The sequence below is a fragment of the Winogradskyella psychrotolerans RS-3 genome (assembly GCF_000427335.1).
Taxonomy (GTDB): Bacteria; Bacteroidota; Bacteroidia; order Flavobacteriales; family Flavobacteriaceae; genus Winogradskyella; species Winogradskyella psychrotolerans.
Genome location: NZ_ATMR01000091.1, coordinates 33,678 through 50,964, shown reverse-complemented (window position 1 = coordinate 50,964; position 17,287 = coordinate 33,678). Strand labels below are relative to the sequence as shown.

The window sequence follows — 17,287 nt, the reverse complement described above, 5'->3', positions numbered from 1 at the left end:
ATTCGGCTTTTTCATTTTATAAGAGTCGTTCTTGTATCAACTAATCAATCCAAAGATATATTATGTATTTTTGAAGAAAAATAAGAACAAATGTCCATCATAAAACAATTGAAATGGAGGTACGCAACCAAAAAATTTGATGCTACTAAAACACTTTCAAAGGAAAAATTAAATACTTTAAAGGAAGCTTTCAATTTAACAGCTGTGTCTTTTGGTTTGCAAACCTTAAAAATGGTTGTTATAGAAGATAAGATTGTAAGAGAGCGTTTGATAGAAGTCGCTTATGGTCAACGACAGGTTGTTGATGCTTCTCATTTATTGGTACTATGTATTCAAACTGAAATTGACGGTAACGATGTAAATGATCATTTTGATACGATTAAAGCCATACGAAATACACCAGATGCAATTCTTAATCCTTTTAAGGAAGAATTAAAATCTACAGTTGAAGATATGCCTGCAGATAAGAAACTAATTTGGGCAACTAAACAGGCATATATCGCTCTAGGTAATCTCATGACGGTTTGTGCTGTAGAAGGTATAGATAGTTGTCCGATGGAAGGCTTTATACCAAAAGCGTTAGATGAAAAATTAGAATTGGAAAAACACGGTTTAAGTTCTGTATTATTGCTACCTGTTGGTTATAGAGCCGATGATGATATGTTTGCCGATTTTAAAAAAGTAAGACAACCTATTTCAAAAACCGTTATAGAATTATAGCAGTTTTCACTGTAAGAAATATGTAAAATGATATCTTTGTTTTTCGACTGAAAAAACACAATAAAATCAAAATTCACTATGCCAGGATTCGAGTTATTTAGCGATTTAGAACGCAAAGAAGTTAATGATGTTTTAGATAACGGAGTATTAATGCGCTATGGTTTTGATGGTATGCGAAACGGCCATTGGAAAGCTAAAGAATTGGAAGCTGAATTGGCGACCACATTTCAATCTAACCACGTTCAATTGGTTTCTAGTGGAACAGCCGCAGTATCTGTTGCCTTAGCGTCAGCGGGAGTAGGAGCAGGTGATGAGGTGATTATGCCAACCTTTACGTTTGTGGCGAGTTTTGAAGCCATTATGATGTTAGGGGCTATTCCTATTTTGGTTGATATTGACGATACATTAACTTTAGATCCAAAAGCTGTTGAAGCTGCAATTACTCCAAAAACTAAAGCCGTTATGATTGTACAAATGTGCGGAAGTATGGGGAATATGGATGCGTTGCAAGACATTTGTAATACGCATAATTTATTATTTGTAGAAGATGCATGCCAAGCTATTGGAGGCACTTATAACGGAAAACCATTAGGTAGCATTGCTGACTTAGGGTGTTTTTCTTTCGACTTTGTAAAAACAATTACCTGTGGTGAAGGAGGAGCTGTTGTCACGAATAACAAAGATTACTATATAAATGCCGATCATTACAGTGATCATGGTCATGACCATCTTGGTAATGATAGAGGTGCAGAAACACATCCGTTTTTAGGTTATAATTTTAGAATTTCAGAATTACATGCAGCCGTTGGTTTGGCTCAAGTAAGACGTTTACCTGAGTTTATTTCTATTCAGAAACGTAATTATACGATTCTAAGAAATGCATTATCTAGAGTTCCGGGAGTAACGTTTAGAACTGTTCCTAAAGGAGGTGAAGAAAGTTATGCCTTCTTAAACTTCTTTTTACCAGATGCCGAATCTTCGCAAAAAGTAATTGAAGCGTTTAAAACAGGTGGAGTAGATGCGTGTTGGAATTACTATCACAACAATTGGCATTATATTAAAGAATGGAATCATCTTAAGGATTTAAAATCGTTGTTTCCAATTTCAACAGAAGTAAAAAAAGGTTTAGAATACCTTCAAACAAAAACCTTTGAGCAATCTGATTCATACATCGCTCGTAATATATCGTGTTTAATTAAATTGTCTTGGACAGAAGATGAAGTTAAAGCACGTGCTGAAAAGATGGCGAAAATTATTAAAGCGCATATTTAAATTTAAACTTATTTTCTATCAGTCTATGTATTTGTAAGAAACCATGTTTTAATTTTCTTACATTCAAACTTCAATTTTTTTAAATTAGAATTTATTTATACACAAGGCAGAACAGATAAAAGTAGATCAATTAGAGTCTGGTACTTACGTATTGAAAATTTATTCTGATAAAGGAGAAATGACAAAAAAGATAGTCATAAAATAGAATAAAAGTCGCTATTAATAACTATAAAAAGAGAGCCAGATTTAAAAAATAAGGCTCTCTTTCTAATTAGTGAAAAAACACTATAACTAATACATTTATATAGTAGACGTCCTTAATACTCTACATAATCTACAATTTCTAAACCATAACCAATCATACCAACACGTTTGGTTTGGAGACTGTTGGATAATAATCTTAGTTTTCTCACTTTAAGATCGTGAAGTATTTGGGCTCCAATACCGAAATCTTTAGAATCCATACCTAAACTCGGTGCTTTTACTAATTCCCCTTCTATTTGATTGTCTTTCAAAATAGACAGACGATTCAATAGATTCATCGATTCTGCTTGCTGATTAATGAAAATTACAGCTCCTTTTCCTTCTGTATTGATGGCGTTGAACATATTGTCCAATTTTTGATCTGCATTATTGGTTAACGTTCCAAGGATGTCATTATTAACTAAGGAAACATTAACACGTGCTAAAACAGGTTCGTCTTTTGACCAACTTCCTTTAGTTAAAGCAATATGAATTTGATTGTTCGTTGTTTGTTGGTAGGCTCTTAGTCTAAATTTACCAAAACGTGTTTCGATATTAAAATCTTCTTTCTTTTCAATTAAAGAATCGTGCTCCATACGGTAGGCTACTAGGTCTTCAATTGAGATAATTTTTAAATCAAATTTCTCAGCTACTTTCAATAATTCAGGAAGCCTTGCCATGGTGCCATCCTCATTTAAAATTTCGACTAAAATTCCGGCAGGTTGAAATCCAGCTAAACGCGCTAAATCAACCGCGGCTTCAGTATGACCTGTACGTCTTAAAACTCCGCCATTCTTAGCTTTAAGAGGAAATATATGTCCTGGACGACCTAAATCTTGTGGCTTGGTATCCTTTTCAACTAAAGCTTTAATTGTTTTTGCTCTGTCATGGACAGAAATACCTGTTGTACATCCTTGTCCTATTAAATCAACAGAAACCGTAAACTGGGTATGATGTAGAACGGTATTGTTTTGTACCATCATTGATAAATCTAGTTCGTCACAGCGGTCTTCAGTAAGAGGAGCACATATGAGCCCTCTACCATGTTTTGCCATGAAATTTATCATTTCAGGCGTTACAGCTTCTGAAGCTGCAATAAAATCACCTTCATTTTCACGATTTTCATCATCAACAACAATAATAACCTTACCTTGTTTAATGTCTTCTATAGCTTCTTGAATAGTGTTTAGACTGGTTTGTGTATTCTTGGTTTTAGTTATCATCATGGTGCTTTTTTTTTGACGCTGCAAAGATACGTTTATTTTATATTTTGAAGACAGCTGAGGTAGAAGTCTTGAGAAATTCTACTTCTTACAATTATATACTTTAGTGGATAAATAGGAAGTGTTAAGGCAACAATAAAAGGATTGATGTGCTTTCCTTCCTGATTAATAATCTTATAAAATTTTGAATAGACAAAAGCGTTGACAATAACATATATAACAAAAAATATGAATGCGATAATACTTAAAGTTAAAGCCGACTCTGCTAATTCCGGAAGTTTATTATTGTTAAATACAAAATGTAACACAAGTAGTACAATACCAACACAATAACTTATTAAACTAGTTTTTGAATAATCATTGTAATCTTTAAGTAGTACTCTCGCTTTTATAAGTGTATCTGGAATTTCTAAACCTTCAGACTTTAAACCTTCAAGTGAAATATTGCGATCTAATATATTATGAAGTGCAATCTCTTTTGGCTTTTTATCCAACGTAATTTCATCTTGATTTTTAATAATCCCTATTAACTCTTCCATAGAATATTTGGAATAAAAGTTATACACTTTAGTATCACTTTCTGAAAGTTGAAGTTTATTCTTAGGATTGAATAATCGTTTTAAAGGCACAATGATGGCATCAAACTGAAAAACACCTTTATCATTTGTCGCACGTGTTGTAAGATAAATACTTAAAGGTAGCATTACGGCTGTAGAAAGCCAAGAACCAATAATGGGACTAAAACTACCTTTTTCAGCACTGTTTTTTGCGAAAATTCCAAAGAAATGATAGGTTAGGAATAGTACAATAGCGATGACCATTGGGAGTCCAAGTCCACCTTTACGTATTAATGCTCCAAGTGGTGCTCCTACAAAAAAGAGAATAATACAGGCAAATGCTAAAACAATTTTATCTTGTAATGAAATAATGTGCTTGTTTAAGAATATTTGCTTCGTTTCTAAATTCTTTTTATTAGAATCTAAAATTTGTCTAGTACTATTAGAAGAATTTACTGCCAAATTTAAAATCTGAATTTTTTGAGCTGTACTATAAAAATCTAAAAGATTCTTAGAAATTAAAATAGAATCCTTAGGAACGGTTTTTCTAGTCTTAGATGTATCTATATTAATATTTAAAGACGCATATGTACTTCGATTGTATAAGGTGCTAGATAAAGCTTTATAATCATTTGCTCTGTTTCGTTCTAAGGTATCAATTACTTTATTTAGCTGAGCTACACTTAACATGTTGTATCTGTCAGATTGACTTTTCTCATCTAAGTCATCACTATTTAGTATTTCTAAATCAACATTGGTAATGTAGTTATCAAAATAGCTTTTTACATGCGGCTTGTTTTGATTCTTCCTTACGTCTTTGCTAATGACTTCTTCGTAGTAATTCCCATTCAACAATTCAAGTTGAAGAATATTAGAGTCTGGACTACTTTTTAATTCACCTTTTTCAGAAGCAATAACTTTATAATTTCCGCGTCTCGTGGTGCTTTTTTCATGAATAACAACATCTTCAAGAAACTGCCCTCGGTCACCAGATTTCTTGGCAACTTTTATATTAATATTTCCTATTTCATTAAACTGACCTTCAGCAATAGCTAATGCTGGTTTCATTTTAGCGATGTTACGTCTTAGGTTATAAAAATTATATTCTCCCCAAGGAATCACATTATTCGCAAAAAAGAAACAGCCGATTCCAAGTGCAACAATAAAGACACTTAAGCTACGCATAGCACGTTGCAAAGAAATACCTGTAGATTTCATTGCCGCAAACTCATAGTTTTCTGCAAAGTTGCCAAAAACCATGATTGAAGATAATAAAACAGTCAAAGGCACTACCAAAGGAATTAACTTTGGCATATAGTACAAAATAAATTTAGCCGTCACAGTAACGTCCAGATCTTTACCAGCAAGTTCAGCAATGTATAGCCAAACTCCTTGTAAAATAAAGATGAACATGAATATAATAAAGACGCTAAAAAACGTCTTTAAAAATGTGATAAGTATGTACCTATCTAATATTTTCACACAATTAAAATTTAGCCTTAGTCTATTTTATTGATAAAGTAATCGCTGTATTTACTTTTGTCAAATGTAAATAAGGTTTTTGATATAGGTTGGTCGGTTTTAAAAGAATTAACAGTTAATGTTGTTTTCGTTCCGTTTTTACCAACTTCAATTAAATTGTAAATATGCTTAGTAGTTGCATCAATCCCTAATAAAATATGCTTTATTTCAGAATTTGTATCCATTGGATTGAGTTTGATATACTGAATTTTGCGTCCTTTGATGGTTTGTAAGATGTCCATTTTAAAGCTATAACCATCTTCATAAAAGGATAACATTTTACTTGGTGTGATGGTACTTTCATCTTCTGAATTATCCGAAGAAATAGTAACTTCCTCATCTTCAGGACTAATAGTGTGTAATGTCTTGCCATCAAAAATGCGTGTAACACCTAGGATGTTAAGCTTGTATTTTTCACCCTCTATGACTACATCACCTCGCGTTTCTTGTTTAATATTCTCGCTAATATTATTTAATTCATATTTAAAATCTAAGCTAATGTTTTTATAGCTTTTAATTTTTGTGCTTACTTCTTTTAGTAAAGATTCTGCTTTGGCATCATTTTGAGCGAAAGCATTGAACCCTATAGCAATACATGCGATAATAATTAATTTTTTCATTCTTTTTTGTTTCTATTTATAGTGTAAAATAATGTTTTTGTTACCTAGTGCAATGTACTGTTATTGTTCATTATCTAGCAACTGATCTAAGGATACTAAATCAGGAATTAAAACTTGACGCGCTTTACTTCCTTCAAAATTTCCAACAATACCAGCAGCTTCTAATTGATCAATAATACGACCTGCTCTGTTGTAACCTAATTTTAATTTTCGTTGTAATAAAGATGCAGAGCCTTGTTGTGCTGTTACAATAAGTTCTGCTGCTTCTCTAAACAATTTATCTCTGTCTGATATATCAATATCAAGATTTGTGCCACCTTCTTCACCAACGTACTCTGGCAGTAAATGAGCATCCGGATATGCTTTTTGTGAACCGATAAATTCTGTTATTTTTTCAACTTCAGGAGTGTCTACAAACGCACATTGAATACGAATAAGTTCGTTACCTTGTGTGTAAAGCATATCTCCACGACCAATCAACTGATCGGCACCCGAACCATCTAAAATAGTACGCGAATCTATTTTACTCGTTACTCTAAATGCGATACGAGCTGGGAAATTCGCTTTAATAATACCTGTAATAACGTTAACCGATGGACGTTGTGTTGCCACAATTAAGTGGATACCAATAGCACGAGCCAACTGCGCAAGTCTAGCAATTGGTGTTTCTACCTCTTTACCTGCCGTCATAATTAAATCTGCAAACTCATCTACAACCAATACAATATATGGTAAAAATGCATGACCATCATTAGGGTTTAATTTTCTGGCTTTAAATTTTACGTTGTATTCGGCAATGTTTCTACAAAAGGCATTTTTAAGCATTTCGTAACGGTTATCCATTTCAATACAAAGTGAATTTAAGGTGTTTATAACCTTTGTATTATCTGTGATGATGGCTTCTTCACTATCTGGAAGTTTTGCCAAATAATGACGTTCAATTTTATTGAAAAGTGTTAATTCTACTTTTTTAGGATCAACAAGAACAAATTTTACTTCTGCTGGATGCTTTTTATATAATAAAGAAGTCAGCACAGCATTTAAACCTACCGATTTACCCTGGCCTGTTGCACCAGCCATAAGTAAGTGTGGCATTTTAGCCAAATCGACAACAAAGGTTTCATTGCTAATGGTTTTTCCAAAAGCGATTGGTAATTGCATATCCGATTTTTGAAATTTTTGAGACGCAATAACTGAGCGCATCGATACAATAGTCGAATTTTTATTAGGTACTTCAATTCCAATGGTTCCTTTTCCTGGAATAGGGGCAATGATTCTAATTCCTAAAGCCGCAAGGGATAGGGCAATATCATCTTCTAAGTTTTTAATTTTTGAAATTCGGATACCAGCATCTGGCACAATTTCATATAGTGTAACTGTTGGTCCGATAGTCGCTTTTATGCTCGAAATTCCAATTTTGTAGTTGTTAAGTGTTTCTACAATTTTGTTTTTATTTTCTTCAAGCTCATCTTGATCTATAGAAATACCTTCATTATCATATTTCTTTAATAAATCTAATGGAGGAAATTGAAATTTACCTAATTCGAGTGTCGGATCAAACTGTCCAAAATCTTCAACTAATTTATCGGCTAAATTGTCGGTTTCAGATTTTTCTTCTTCAACGGCTTCAACCTCGATTTTTAATTCAGGAGTTTCAATGGTTTCTTCTTTTGGCTTTTCTGTGACTTCCATTTTTAGCATTTCCACTTTAGAATCCTTCTCAACCTCAGGTTCTGGTTTAGAATGCTTAGTAATAGTAGGTTCTGTCTTTTTTAAAGGAATGTCCAAAGCAGACTTAATAGCTTCGGCTTCTTCAGTTAAACTATTATCGAAAATAGGTGTCGGTTCTGTTGCCTTTTTATCGGATTGTAAATCTTCTTTGATAGAGCTTTTTGCACTTTTAAAACTGTTTACTAGAGTCTCTCCTGTGATTTTAAATCGAATAGCCAAGTAGGTGATAAGCCCAAACACTAACAAGAGTATCGTACCAATTTTACCAATGTAATCTTGAAAGAATTGATTCATCTCGAAACCAATAGTGCCACCTAGAAAATCATATTTATGAGTGAAAAATCCAAAAAGAATTGACAGCCATACAACGATCAGTGTTCCCCAAATCCAATGTGATCTTAATTTTGATTTGTTTAAACTCAAAGTAACATAAACACCTGAAAGAAATAATAAACCAGCAAAAATAAAGGAAGGTAAACCAAATCCTTTAGTAATAAAAAATTCGCTTACCCAAGCACCAAGCTGACTTGCCCAGTTCTTATATTCATTTGAACGTTCTGGGAAATTATGAAGCACACTTTGATCTTCCTTACCCGTAAATACAAAGGATAAAAATGAAATAAAGAGGAGTGCTCCTAAAATAATAAGGAAACTACCAAAAATTAGTTTTTGTTGACTAGACAACTTAAGTGAAGGCTTTTTAAATGCCCTCTTAGCCTTAGTCTTTGGTGCCGCTTTAGTGGTTGTTTTCTTTTTTGTTGTTTTTTTTGCCATGCTTACTTCCCACGAAAGTAGGAATCTATATTTTAGTTGTAATCTTTTGCTCCTTTAGAAATCCCATTGACATAGTCTTCTATAATATGTAATTCTTTTGCTGTTTCAAAACCTTTAAAATCACTAATATCTTCAATGGTGATATTAGAATTATAAAACTCTAAATAGTGATGTGCTAGTGGTAAATAAGACCAATGCCATTTTTCTAGATTGTAACCTGTTCTGCCATTTTCTTTGGTGGTGTAAACTTGATAAAACCCAAAATTATGAGCATTAGCATTCAGCCAATCATAGATAGACTTTCCTTCTCCACTGCTAAAATACGAATTACTTAAACTATTTAAGTCTAAATCTGTTCCCCAATGATGACGAGAAGAACTTGGCATAGAACTATATTCTAAAATTTTATGAGCTCGTTTTAGCGGCTCAAGATTAGAATAGGTATTCCATTTGCGTTCCCAAATTGCTTTTTGTTCGTCAAAATTTCGTGTTCCTGATAAGATGCGTAATACGACTCCGTCTTTTTCAGCAGCATTATACATGTCTAAAAAAGAAGCATAAACCGTTTTATTAAGGTATAAGGTTTTTGCAGAATGTTGTGCACTAACCTTACTAAATGTAGAATCTGTTTTATAATCAAACTTTCCTAAAACCAATGCTTTTGTAATGGGGATGCTTGGAGCTTCACTAGTTTTTAAAGTATCTATTTGGGCTGTTATAAGTTCTGTAGAACTAATTTTTTTATCCTTTTCATTGCAACTGAAGAGCGCTAATACAATAGAAAACGTCACAAATAATGATTTCATCTTAAGGCTTAAAAGTGTTGTTGGTTTTGAATGGGACAAAAATACAAATATGAAACGTTTCTATTCTTGATTTTGGTATGGAAACGTGAATTTATAGATGGGATATTTTAATTTACTTACCTAAGGTGTGTTTTTTTCCTTATATAAACTTAGGAATATAAATAATGCCAGCAATTATAACCGCGACTATAGAGGCAATAAAAACGGCACCAGCAGCCACATCTTTTATTAATCCAATTTTTTTATGATAGTCAGGATGTATAAAATCAGCAAGAGCTTCAATAGCAGTATTCATACCTTCAAGACTCATTACCAAGCCAATCATTGAGAATTGTGCAATCCATTCGGTTTTAGAAATATCAAAACAGAAGCCAGTAATTGTGACCACTATGGCGATGCATAGTTGTACTTGAATACTGGCTTCTGTTCTAATAAGTATAAGCATGCCTTTAAAAGCAAAGCCTATACTTTTTATTCTATTAATTAGAAAAGATTCTTTTTTGGGCATGCAGTAATTATGCTAAACTTGCTAATGCACTTTCGTAATTAGGCTCATCTTTAATTTCAGCAACTTGCTCTGTATGTAAAACAGTACCATCAGTATCGATAACGACAATACAACGCGATAATAAAGGTGCTAAAGGTCCTGTTTTAAAAGTGATACCGTAATCTTTTCCAAAATCTCCGGTTTTAAAATCAGAAAGACTTTCTACGTTATCTAAACCTTCAGCTCCACAAAAACGAGCTAAAGCAAATGGTAAATCTTTAGAAATACATAATACTTTTGTGTTGTCTAATGCGCTTGCTTTTTCATTAAATGTTCTCACAGATTGCGCACAAGTACCAGTATCTATACTTGGGAAAATATTTAATATCAATCGATTGCCTTTGTAATCTGTATTAGATTTAGCCGATAAATCGGTTGCTGTAAGTGTAAAATCGGGTATTTTTGTACCTACTGCAGGTAATTGACCTGTAGTTTCTATTGGGTTTCCTCCTAATGTTATATTTGCCATGATTTATTTTTTTGTTTGTTAAAAATACCAACTTTTATGCGCATTACTCTTAAATTAAGAATAATATTTAGAATTATTATTTGAATTGATTATTACTGTAAAAATGCTGCTTCGTATATACTATTAATAGAATGGATTTAAAGCGTTTTAAACATACAAAAGCCCTTAATCATAAAGTTTAAGGGCTTCTTGTTTTTGATAATTATTGATTGTTATCGCAATTCAGCCCCCAGTTTACTTTCAAAATTAGATTGTAGTTTGGACATGATTTTATCAATTTGTTTATCGTTTAGCGTCTTGTTTTCGTCTTGAAATATAAAACTCACCGCATAACTCTTTTTACCCTGAGGTAAATTTTTGCCTTCGTAAACGTCAAATAAATTCACGTTTTTAAGCAATTGTTTTTCGGTCTGCTTGGCTATGGTGTCTATATCTTCAAAAGTAACATTGTTGTCTAATAACAAAGCAAAATCGCGTCGTATAGATGGGTATTTAGAAATAGGACTAAACTTAATTTTATTATGTTTTGCCATTTCTATCACATTATCCCAGTTAAAATCTGCGAATAATACATTCTGAGAAATACCAAAATGTTTCAATACCGATTTTTTAACCAATCCGAAGTCAACCATTTTCTTCTTTCCAACAGAAAAACTCATGCCTTCACTGAAAATATCAGATGTATTTGGAGTCGATTTTAAACGTGATAAACCTAAACGTTGTAAAATCACTTCTATAGTTCCTTTTAAATAAAAGAAGTCACCTGGATGAGCAGCTGCATTCCAACGTTCTTCCGTTTTATTTCCTGTTACAAATAACGATAAGTGTTTGTGTTCTTCTCGCGCTTCAGTGTATTGATGATAGGTTTTACCGTATTCAAAAAGCTTTAAATCGTTGCGTTTTCGGTTAATGTTATGTGCTACAGCTTCCAATCCTGAAAACAATAATGACTGACGCATCACTTCTAAATCACTACTAAGTGGATTCAGCATTTTTACATTATGATCCGCGTTTAAGTCGTCACTCAATTCAACATACTTAGGTGTTGTTAATGAGTTGGCCATAATTTCATAAAAACCTTGAGATACTAATTGATTTCCAATGATATTTTGAAGTTTATAATCTTCAAAACGTGATGAATTAGAAATAGACGCATTAAGCTTTTCTGTAGTGGCTATATTATTGTAACCATACACTCTCAAGATTTCTTCAATAATATCAGCTTCACGCTGAACATCGTTTCTGTAGGCAGGTACAGTTAATCCTAAACCAGCTTCAGTAACATTATTGACTTTAATCTCTAAAGAGGATAAAATACTTTTTATAGTTTCTTCGGGAATCGTTTCTCCAATTAATTTTTTAGCACTGTCAAAACTCAATCGTACTTCAAAATCTTTTATTTTCTTCGGATAGGTATCTACAATATCACTTGTAATTTCACCACCAGCAATTTCCAGAATTAATAAAGCAGCGCGTTTTAAAGCATACTCAGTAAGATTAGGATCAATACCACGTTCAAATCTAAAAGAAGAGTCCGTATTTAAACCATGACGTTTAGCTGTTTTACGAACACTAACCGGATTAAAATAAGCACTTTCTAAGAAAATACGCGATGTGTGTTCTGAAACACCAGAATCAAGACCTCCAAAAACACCAGCAATACACATTGGTTTTTTGGCATCGCAAATCATTAAGTCTTCCTCGTGTAATTCGCGCTCAACACCATCTAAAGTGGTGAATTTTGTTCCTGCTTTACAGGTTTTAACTTCAATTTTATTACCGGTAATTCTATCACCATCAAAAGCGTGTAAAGGTTGCCCTAACTCGTGTAAGACATAATTTGTAATATCTACAATATTATTAATAGGTGATAGGCCAATAGATTTTAAACGGTTTTGCAACCAAGCCGGAGAACTTTCAACTTTAATTCCAGATATGGTTACACCAGAATAGCGTGGTGCTTTTTCATAATCTTGCACATCAACATCTACTTTATATGCTCTAGCATCAACGTGGTAAGAGCTTACTGAAGGAGTAATAAGCTCTAGGAAAATTTCTTTTTGTAATAAACCAGCTTTTAAATCGCGCGCTACACCGTAATGGCTCATCGCATCTGCTCGGTTAGGAGTCAGGCCAATTTCAAATACTTCATCATTTTCAACCTTAAAAAGATCTGCAGCTAGTGTGCCAACTTTTACATTAGCATCTAAAACCATAATACCATCGTGCGATTCTCCAAGACCTAATTCGTCTTCAGCACAAATCATTCCATGACTTTCTTCGCCTCTGATCTTACCTTTCTTAATGGTCCAAGCTTCTCCTTCTGCAGTGTATAGCGTAGTGCCAATAGTTGCTACAGGTACTTTTTGTCCGGCAGCCACATTAGGTGCCCCACAAACAATTTGTACAGGAGTATCCTCACCAATATTTACGGTTGTAACTTTTAATCGGTCTGCATTTGGGTGTTGTACGCAAGTTAAAACCTCACCCACAACAATACCTTTTAATCCGCCCTTTACAGATTCGTAAGTGTCAATACCTTCTATTTCTAAACCCAGATCAGTAAGTAATTCGCCTGTTTTTTCGGCGTCCCAATCGGTTTTTATAAACTGTTTAAGCCAGTTGTATGAAATCTTCATTTTTTCAATTTAGTGAAGCTACAAAGATAGTAATAGTTGATTTGTAATGAAATGTGAAAGGATAAAATTTAGAATTGATTTTAACATTGTGATTTTTGACGCGTTACACCACAAAAATGATGGATTATAAGATACTGAAGTATGGGTGTTTTGTCGTTTTTGGGAATGACGTTCAAGATTTGTTAACGTATTTATTTTACTTTTTATGTTGAAAAACATTCTAGATTTACGATTTTTATCAATTAATTAGAATAGAAAATTATACTATGAAAAACCTTATAGGCTTTTTAGCCATTATTTTATTGTCCTCTTGTAAATCTGAGACATCATCTAAAACCTTAGAAATGGGGTCTTATAGAGCTGTTATTGAGGTACAAGACAATGAAGAATTACCATTTATTTTTGAAGTAAAGTCAGCTACCGAAATAAAAATATTTAATGCAGAAGAAGTCATAGACGTCAACGAGATTACTTATGAGAATGATTCTGTTTTTATTAAGCTACCAGTATTTGAAGGTTATATCGCTGCTAAATTTGAAGGTAATAATCTAAAAGGGAGTTTTATAAAAGAAAGTTTAGATCGCATTGTGCCATTTACTGCAGATTATAATAATGCTAAACGTTTTGAAGTAAAATCGAAGCCATCACAAAATAGTACAGGTATTTGGGAAACCATTTTTAGTAAAGACATTGCTGACGACGAGTATATTGCTAAAGGTATTTTTAAACAGGAAGGAGATAAGGTAACCGGAACTTTTAGAACAACCACAGGTGATTATCGTTTTTTAGAAGGAGTTATGGATGGAAATGAAATGAAACTGTCGACGTTTGATGGAGCTCATGCATTTTTATTTACAGCAATCGTTACAGATTCTACCATGGAAGGTCATTTCTATTCTGGCAACCATTGGAAAGAACCTTTTGTCGCCAAACGAAACGATACTTACGAATTGCCAAGTGCTAATAATTTGACCTTTATAAAAGAAGGTTATGATGATATTGATTTTGAATTCTCAAATACCGCTGATGAATTAATATCTATAAAAGACGAGCGTTTTAAAGATAAAGTTGTGATTGTGCAAATTATGGGAACGTGGTGCCCAAATTGTCTAGACGAAAGCAAATATTATGCAGAATACTATAAAGAGAATAAAGGCAGAGGGATCGAATTTGTAGCTCTAGCATTTGAATATGCAAAAACAAAAGAAGATGCTTTTAGCCGCATAGACCGTTTGCAAGACAATGTTGGTATTGATTATCCGATACTTTTAGCGCAATACGGAACGTCAGATAAAGTCAAGGCACAAGAGAAATTACCAATGTTAAACCACGTGTTATCGTACCCAACCTCTATTTTTATTGATAAAACAGGTAAAGTGCGTAAGATTCATACCGGTTTTAATGGACCAGCAACTGGTAAAAAGTATGTTGAGTTTAAGGAAGAGTTTGAAGGATTTGTTAATGGGTTGTTGAAGGAGTAGGGGGGGCGCTGTGCTATTTGGCTTTTTAAGTGGTTTGGTAATTAAAAGCGGAATATAAAATCTTTGAATATTTTGTAAGTAGATTAGAGCCAATAATAAATTATATAGGTTGTTGTAAGTAGCTTTTATTCCGTTCCTTTTGATGAAATAACTTTTGTTTTTGCTCCGTAAATTTCAAATACTACTTTAGCTTTATTTCTCGTTCGTTTATCATCCGATATGAAATAGTCAAAATATGATGAATAAAAACTATGACTTGCATCCCATAATCTCGCGTAATTAGATTTTGAATTGTGTTTGTCTTTCCAAATAGCCAATTAAATCTAATAGTTCAAAAATTCCAGCAAATCTATTTCCATTCCCATTTCTTTTCCTTGTGGATGAATATTAATAGCGTTTTCAATCATTCCAACAAATGATAATCCACCCAATTCAGTACTCCGAGTATTTACTTGTTCGATAACCTCTTGCGGTATATAATTGTTCATTTGAACGAAATTAATTTTCATTCTTTCTCGAAAGTTCTTTTTTGTTTCTTCACTTATGGAATTTATCACTGCTTTAATCACACTTTGGACATTTGGCACATCTCTGATTGTTTCAAAAACTGTTTTAGGATTTTCAGTTTAAGTCTAAACTTTATTCGAGGGTAGCTCTTGGTTGACGTATTTATTATTAGTAACTAGACTTAAAGTTTCAAATCGCCTTTGAAGTCGCTCTTCAAGTAAAATGGACGTTTCTGCTTTGATTTCGTTAGCCTCTTGTAAATGTGCAGATGAATAATAAAATTCAGTCATATTTTTATCAATATTATTCCGCAAATTATCTGTCGACAAATTCTCTTGTTCGGTTTCTACAATAATGTTGTTATCTAAATATGCTGTATTTTTCAAATTAATAGCCGTTTTATGATATAACGTCGTTTCAATGACTTATATCAAGCGTCAAACGAAATTAACATTTTTCAATGTAAAAGTCAGTAGTTCAGCTTTTAAACATATTCATGCCTTATTAACAATTTTCAAGTCCACAACAGTTCGCTTAACACACGTCTTTAGTTCAGGTTTTTAATTATTTAACGTTTTGTTTTGTCAATATGCGCTAACATAACTATGAAACAAGTCAATGAATTTAACGTGTTCGCTCTAATTTTGTGTAGAACAAAAAAACAAACAAATGTCTTTACTAACAATCATATTATCGATTCTCTTGCCACCATTGGCCGTATTTTTAAAACACGGTTTAGGAATCGAGTTTTTAATTAGTCTTTTGCTAACCCTTGTAGGTTGGTTGCCAGGAGTTATTTATGCGTTTTATGTCAATAGTAAATAAAAATAATTATGGAAAATATATTAGTAGCTGGTGCAAACGGTACCACAGGAAAACATGTTGTCAATCTTTTAAAAGCATCGCAATACTTTAACCCAATTGCTATGGTACGAAAAGAAGAGCAACAAAAGCAATTTAAGGATGATGGAGTAGAAACCGTGCTCGCAGATTTAACAGAAGATCTAACACATGCTGTAAAAGGTATTGATAAAGTGGTTTTTGCTGCGGGTTCTGGTGGGAAAAATGTGGTGGAAGTTGATCAAGAAGGAGCTAAACGTTTAATGGCTGTTTCTAAGATGGCTAATGTCAACAGATTTGTAATGTTGAGTTCTATGGGAGCAGATCAACCAGAAGCTTCAGAAGAACTGCAAGAGTATCTAAAAGCCAAGCAAAATGCGGACGAGCATCTTAAAAACAGCGGCCTTAAATATACAATTGTAAGGCCTGGATCTTTAACTAATAATGAAGGAAAAGGAACAGTAGAATTGAAAGAAAAATTAAATAAGCGTGGTGAAATTAGTAGAGCAGACGTGGCGCAAACCCTCGTGAAATCTTTAAATGATGATGCTCCGTATAATACCACATTCGAAATCATAGAAGGTAACACTTCCATTGGTGAAGCCATGAGTGAATTACAATCGACTGTTAGTTAGGTTTTACCTATGTAAATTGAATTTCAATAGAACAAAAGAAAATTTAACACGAATTAAAATTAAGATTAAAATGGAAAATTTAAATAAGAAAACAGTAGCTATATTAGCAACAAACGGATTTGAAGAAAGTGAATTAAGAGAACCCAAAAAAGCTTTAGAAGATGCAGGAGCAGAAGTGCATATTGTATCCTTAGAGTCTGGCGAAATTAAAGGATGGGCAGATGGAAATTGGAGTAACTCATATAAGGTAGATAAAACTTTGAAAGACGTGAGTCAAAAGGATTACAATGCTTTAGTATTGCCTGGAGGGCAAATCAATCCAGACATATTACGTAAGAATAAGGCTGCGGTGTCCTTTGTGAAATCTTTCTTTGAAAACCATAAACCCGTTGCTGCCATATGCCATGCACCATGGTTGTTAGCAGAAGCAGGAGTTTTAAAAGGACGTAAAATCACATCATACGATTCTATAAAAACGGATATGATTAATGCCGGAGCTAATTGGGTCGATGAAGAAGTGGTGGTGGATTCAGGATTAGTGACCAGTAGATCTCCTGAGGATTTACCAGCATTCAATAAAAAATTAGTAGAAGAAGTCTACGAAGGTAAACACGAAGAGCAAGTGGCTTAATACTAAACACTTTGCTTTGATTAAGAAAGAGAAAAGAGACGTTATAAGCGTCTCTTTTTTTTTTTGTTTCA

At 33.2% G+C, this 17,287-nt stretch carries 17 protein-coding genes; 7 read left to right on the top strand and 10 right to left on the bottom strand.

Annotated features, from left to right (window positions below):
• The first annotated feature begins 90 nt into the window (after positions 1-90).
• The 3 genes from ADIWIN_RS06840 to ADIWIN_RS22150 all read left to right on the top strand — a co-directional run bounded on the left by ADIWIN_RS06840 (position 91) and on the right by ADIWIN_RS22150 (position 2,197).
• Positions 91-720, top strand: coding sequence for an NAD(P)H-dependent oxidoreductase (locus ADIWIN_RS06840; protein ID WP_020894305.1), 630 nt, complete (start codon positions 91-93; stop codon positions 718-720).
• Positions 721-798: 78 nt separating this feature from the next.
• A complete protein-coding gene (locus ADIWIN_RS06835) occupies positions 799-1,992 on the top strand; it encodes a DegT/DnrJ/EryC1/StrS family aminotransferase (protein WP_020894304.1) in 1,194 nt (397 codons plus the stop codon).
• 97 nt (positions 1,993-2,089) lie between these two features.
• Positions 2,090-2,197 carry a T9SS type A sorting domain-containing protein gene (locus tag ADIWIN_RS22150; RefSeq protein ID WP_081669546.1) on the top strand — a complete coding sequence of 36 codons (108 nt, stop codon included), beginning with the start codon at positions 2,090-2,092 and terminating at the stop codon, positions 2,195-2,197.
• Between the two features lie 112 nt (positions 2,198-2,309).
• Here ADIWIN_RS22150 and ribB read toward each other — a convergent pair whose 3' ends face one another.
• The 8 genes from ribB to pheT all read right to left on the bottom strand — a co-directional run bounded on the left by ribB (position 2,310) and on the right by pheT (position 13,122).
• Positions 2,310-3,458, bottom strand: a complete 1,149-nt coding sequence (gene ribB, locus ADIWIN_RS06830) for a 3,4-dihydroxy-2-butanone-4-phosphate synthase (RefSeq protein WP_020894303.1) — start codon at positions 3,456-3,458, stop codon at positions 2,310-2,312.
• Between the two features lie 35 nt (positions 3,459-3,493).
• Entirely contained in the window at positions 3,494-5,497 is a 2,004-nt protein-coding gene (locus ADIWIN_RS06825; RefSeq protein WP_081669540.1) for an LptF/LptG family permease, read from the bottom strand.
• Positions 5,498-5,514: 17 nt separating this feature from the next.
• Entirely contained in the window at positions 5,515-6,156 is a 642-nt protein-coding gene (gene lolA1 / locus ADIWIN_RS06820) for an outer membrane lipoprotein periplasmic chaperone LolA1 (RefSeq protein WP_020894301.1), read from the bottom strand.
• Between the two features lie 60 nt (positions 6,157-6,216).
• Positions 6,217-8,661 carry an FtsK/SpoIIIE family DNA translocase gene (locus ADIWIN_RS06815; RefSeq protein WP_020894300.1) on the bottom strand — a complete coding sequence of 815 codons (2,445 nt, stop codon included), beginning with the start codon at positions 8,659-8,661 and terminating at the stop codon, positions 6,217-6,219.
• A 32-nt stretch (positions 8,662-8,693) separates the two neighbouring features.
• Positions 8,694-9,467 carry a M15 family metallopeptidase gene (locus tag ADIWIN_RS06810; protein ID WP_020894299.1) on the bottom strand — a complete coding sequence of 258 codons (774 nt, stop codon included), beginning with the start codon at positions 9,465-9,467 and terminating at the stop codon, positions 8,694-8,696.
• Between the two features lie 139 nt (positions 9,468-9,606).
• Positions 9,607-9,975: a diacylglycerol kinase family protein gene (locus ADIWIN_RS06805; protein WP_020894298.1), complete on the bottom strand. Its 369-nt coding sequence runs from the start codon at positions 9,973-9,975 to the stop codon at positions 9,607-9,609.
• 7 nt (positions 9,976-9,982) lie between these two features.
• On the bottom strand, positions 9,983-10,483 hold the full coding sequence (gene tpx, locus ADIWIN_RS06800) for a thiol peroxidase (protein ID WP_020894297.1): 501 nt from the start codon (positions 10,481-10,483) through the stop codon (positions 9,983-9,985).
• A gap of 212 nt (positions 10,484-10,695) precedes the next feature.
• A complete protein-coding gene (pheT, locus tag ADIWIN_RS06795) occupies positions 10,696-13,122 on the bottom strand; it encodes a phenylalanine--tRNA ligase subunit beta (protein WP_020894296.1) in 2,427 nt (808 codons plus the stop codon).
• 266 nt (positions 13,123-13,388) lie between these two features.
• Between pheT and ADIWIN_RS06790 the strand changes: the two genes are divergently transcribed.
• The gene (locus ADIWIN_RS06790) at positions 13,389-14,603 is read left to right on the top strand and encodes a peroxiredoxin family protein (RefSeq protein ID WP_020894294.1); all 1,215 of its coding nucleotides are present in this window, start codon (positions 13,389-13,391) and stop codon (positions 14,601-14,603) included.
• A gap of 323 nt (positions 14,604-14,926) precedes the next feature.
• On the opposite strand, the gene ADIWIN_RS06780 is transcribed toward ADIWIN_RS06790, so the two are convergent.
• Entirely contained in the window at positions 14,927-15,190 is a 264-nt protein-coding gene (locus tag ADIWIN_RS06780) for a hypothetical protein (RefSeq protein ID WP_152487229.1), read from the bottom strand.
• Positions 15,191-15,235: 45 nt separating this feature from the next.
• Complete coding sequence (locus ADIWIN_RS06775) at positions 15,236-15,496, bottom strand: hypothetical protein (protein WP_020894291.1); 261 nt, start codon at positions 15,494-15,496, stop codon at positions 15,236-15,238.
• Between the two features lie 283 nt (positions 15,497-15,779).
• Here ADIWIN_RS06775 and ADIWIN_RS19985 point away from each other — a divergent pair, with 283 nt between their 5' ends.
• From ADIWIN_RS19985 to ADIWIN_RS06765, 3 genes are all read left to right on the top strand, one after another.
• Positions 15,780-15,935 carry a YqaE/Pmp3 family membrane protein gene (locus ADIWIN_RS19985; protein WP_081669539.1) on the top strand — a complete coding sequence of 52 codons (156 nt, stop codon included), beginning with the start codon at positions 15,780-15,782 and terminating at the stop codon, positions 15,933-15,935.
• Between the two features lie 8 nt (positions 15,936-15,943).
• Entirely contained in the window at positions 15,944-16,585 is a 642-nt protein-coding gene (locus ADIWIN_RS06770) for an SDR family oxidoreductase (RefSeq protein WP_020894289.1), read from the top strand.
• A 70-nt stretch (positions 16,586-16,655) separates the two neighbouring features.
• Positions 16,656-17,216, top strand: coding sequence for a type 1 glutamine amidotransferase domain-containing protein (locus ADIWIN_RS06765; protein WP_020894288.1), 561 nt, complete (start codon positions 16,656-16,658; stop codon positions 17,214-17,216).
• The last annotated feature ends 71 nt before the right edge of the window (positions 17,217-17,287 follow it).

Bases quoted from the DNA above. Each gene is read 5' to 3' on its own strand.
- ADIWIN_RS06810 (WP_020894299.1), bottom strand. From the start codon at position 9,467: ATGAAATCATTATTTGTGACGTTTTCTATTGTATTAGCGCTCTTCAGT.
- ADIWIN_RS06765 (WP_020894288.1), top strand. From the start codon at position 16,656: ATGGAAAATTTAAATAAGAAAACAGTAGCTATATTAGCAACAAACGGA.
- ADIWIN_RS06790 (WP_020894294.1), top strand. From the start codon at position 13,389: ATGAAAAACCTTATAGGCTTTTTAGCCATTATTTTATTGTCCTCTTGT.
- ADIWIN_RS06815 (WP_020894300.1), bottom strand. From the start codon at position 8,661: ATGGCAAAAAAAACAACAAAAAAGAAAACAACCACTAAAGCGGCACCA.
- tpx (WP_020894297.1), bottom strand. From the start codon at position 10,483: ATGGCAAATATAACATTAGGAGGAAACCCAATAGAAACTACAGGTCAA.
- ADIWIN_RS06835 (WP_020894304.1), top strand. From the start codon at position 799: ATGCCAGGATTCGAGTTATTTAGCGATTTAGAACGCAAAGAAGTTAAT.
- ADIWIN_RS06805 (WP_020894298.1), bottom strand. From the start codon at position 9,975: ATGCCCAAAAAAGAATCTTTTCTAATTAATAGAATAAAAAGTATAGGC.
- ADIWIN_RS06770 (WP_020894289.1), top strand. From the start codon at position 15,944: ATGGAAAATATATTAGTAGCTGGTGCAAACGGTACCACAGGAAAACAT.
- lolA1 (WP_020894301.1), bottom strand. From the start codon at position 6,156: ATGAAAAAATTAATTATTATCGCATGTATTGCTATAGGGTTCAATGCT.
- ADIWIN_RS06840 (WP_020894305.1), top strand. From the start codon at position 91: ATGTCCATCATAAAACAATTGAAATGGAGGTACGCAACCAAAAAATTT.
- ADIWIN_RS19985 (WP_081669539.1), top strand. From the start codon at position 15,780: ATGTCTTTACTAACAATCATATTATCGATTCTCTTGCCACCATTGGCC.
- ribB (WP_020894303.1), bottom strand. From the start codon at position 3,458: ATGATAACTAAAACCAAGAATACACAAACCAGTCTAAACACTATTCAA.
- pheT (WP_020894296.1), bottom strand. From the start codon at position 13,122: ATGAAGATTTCATACAACTGGCTTAAACAGTTTATAAAAACCGATTGG.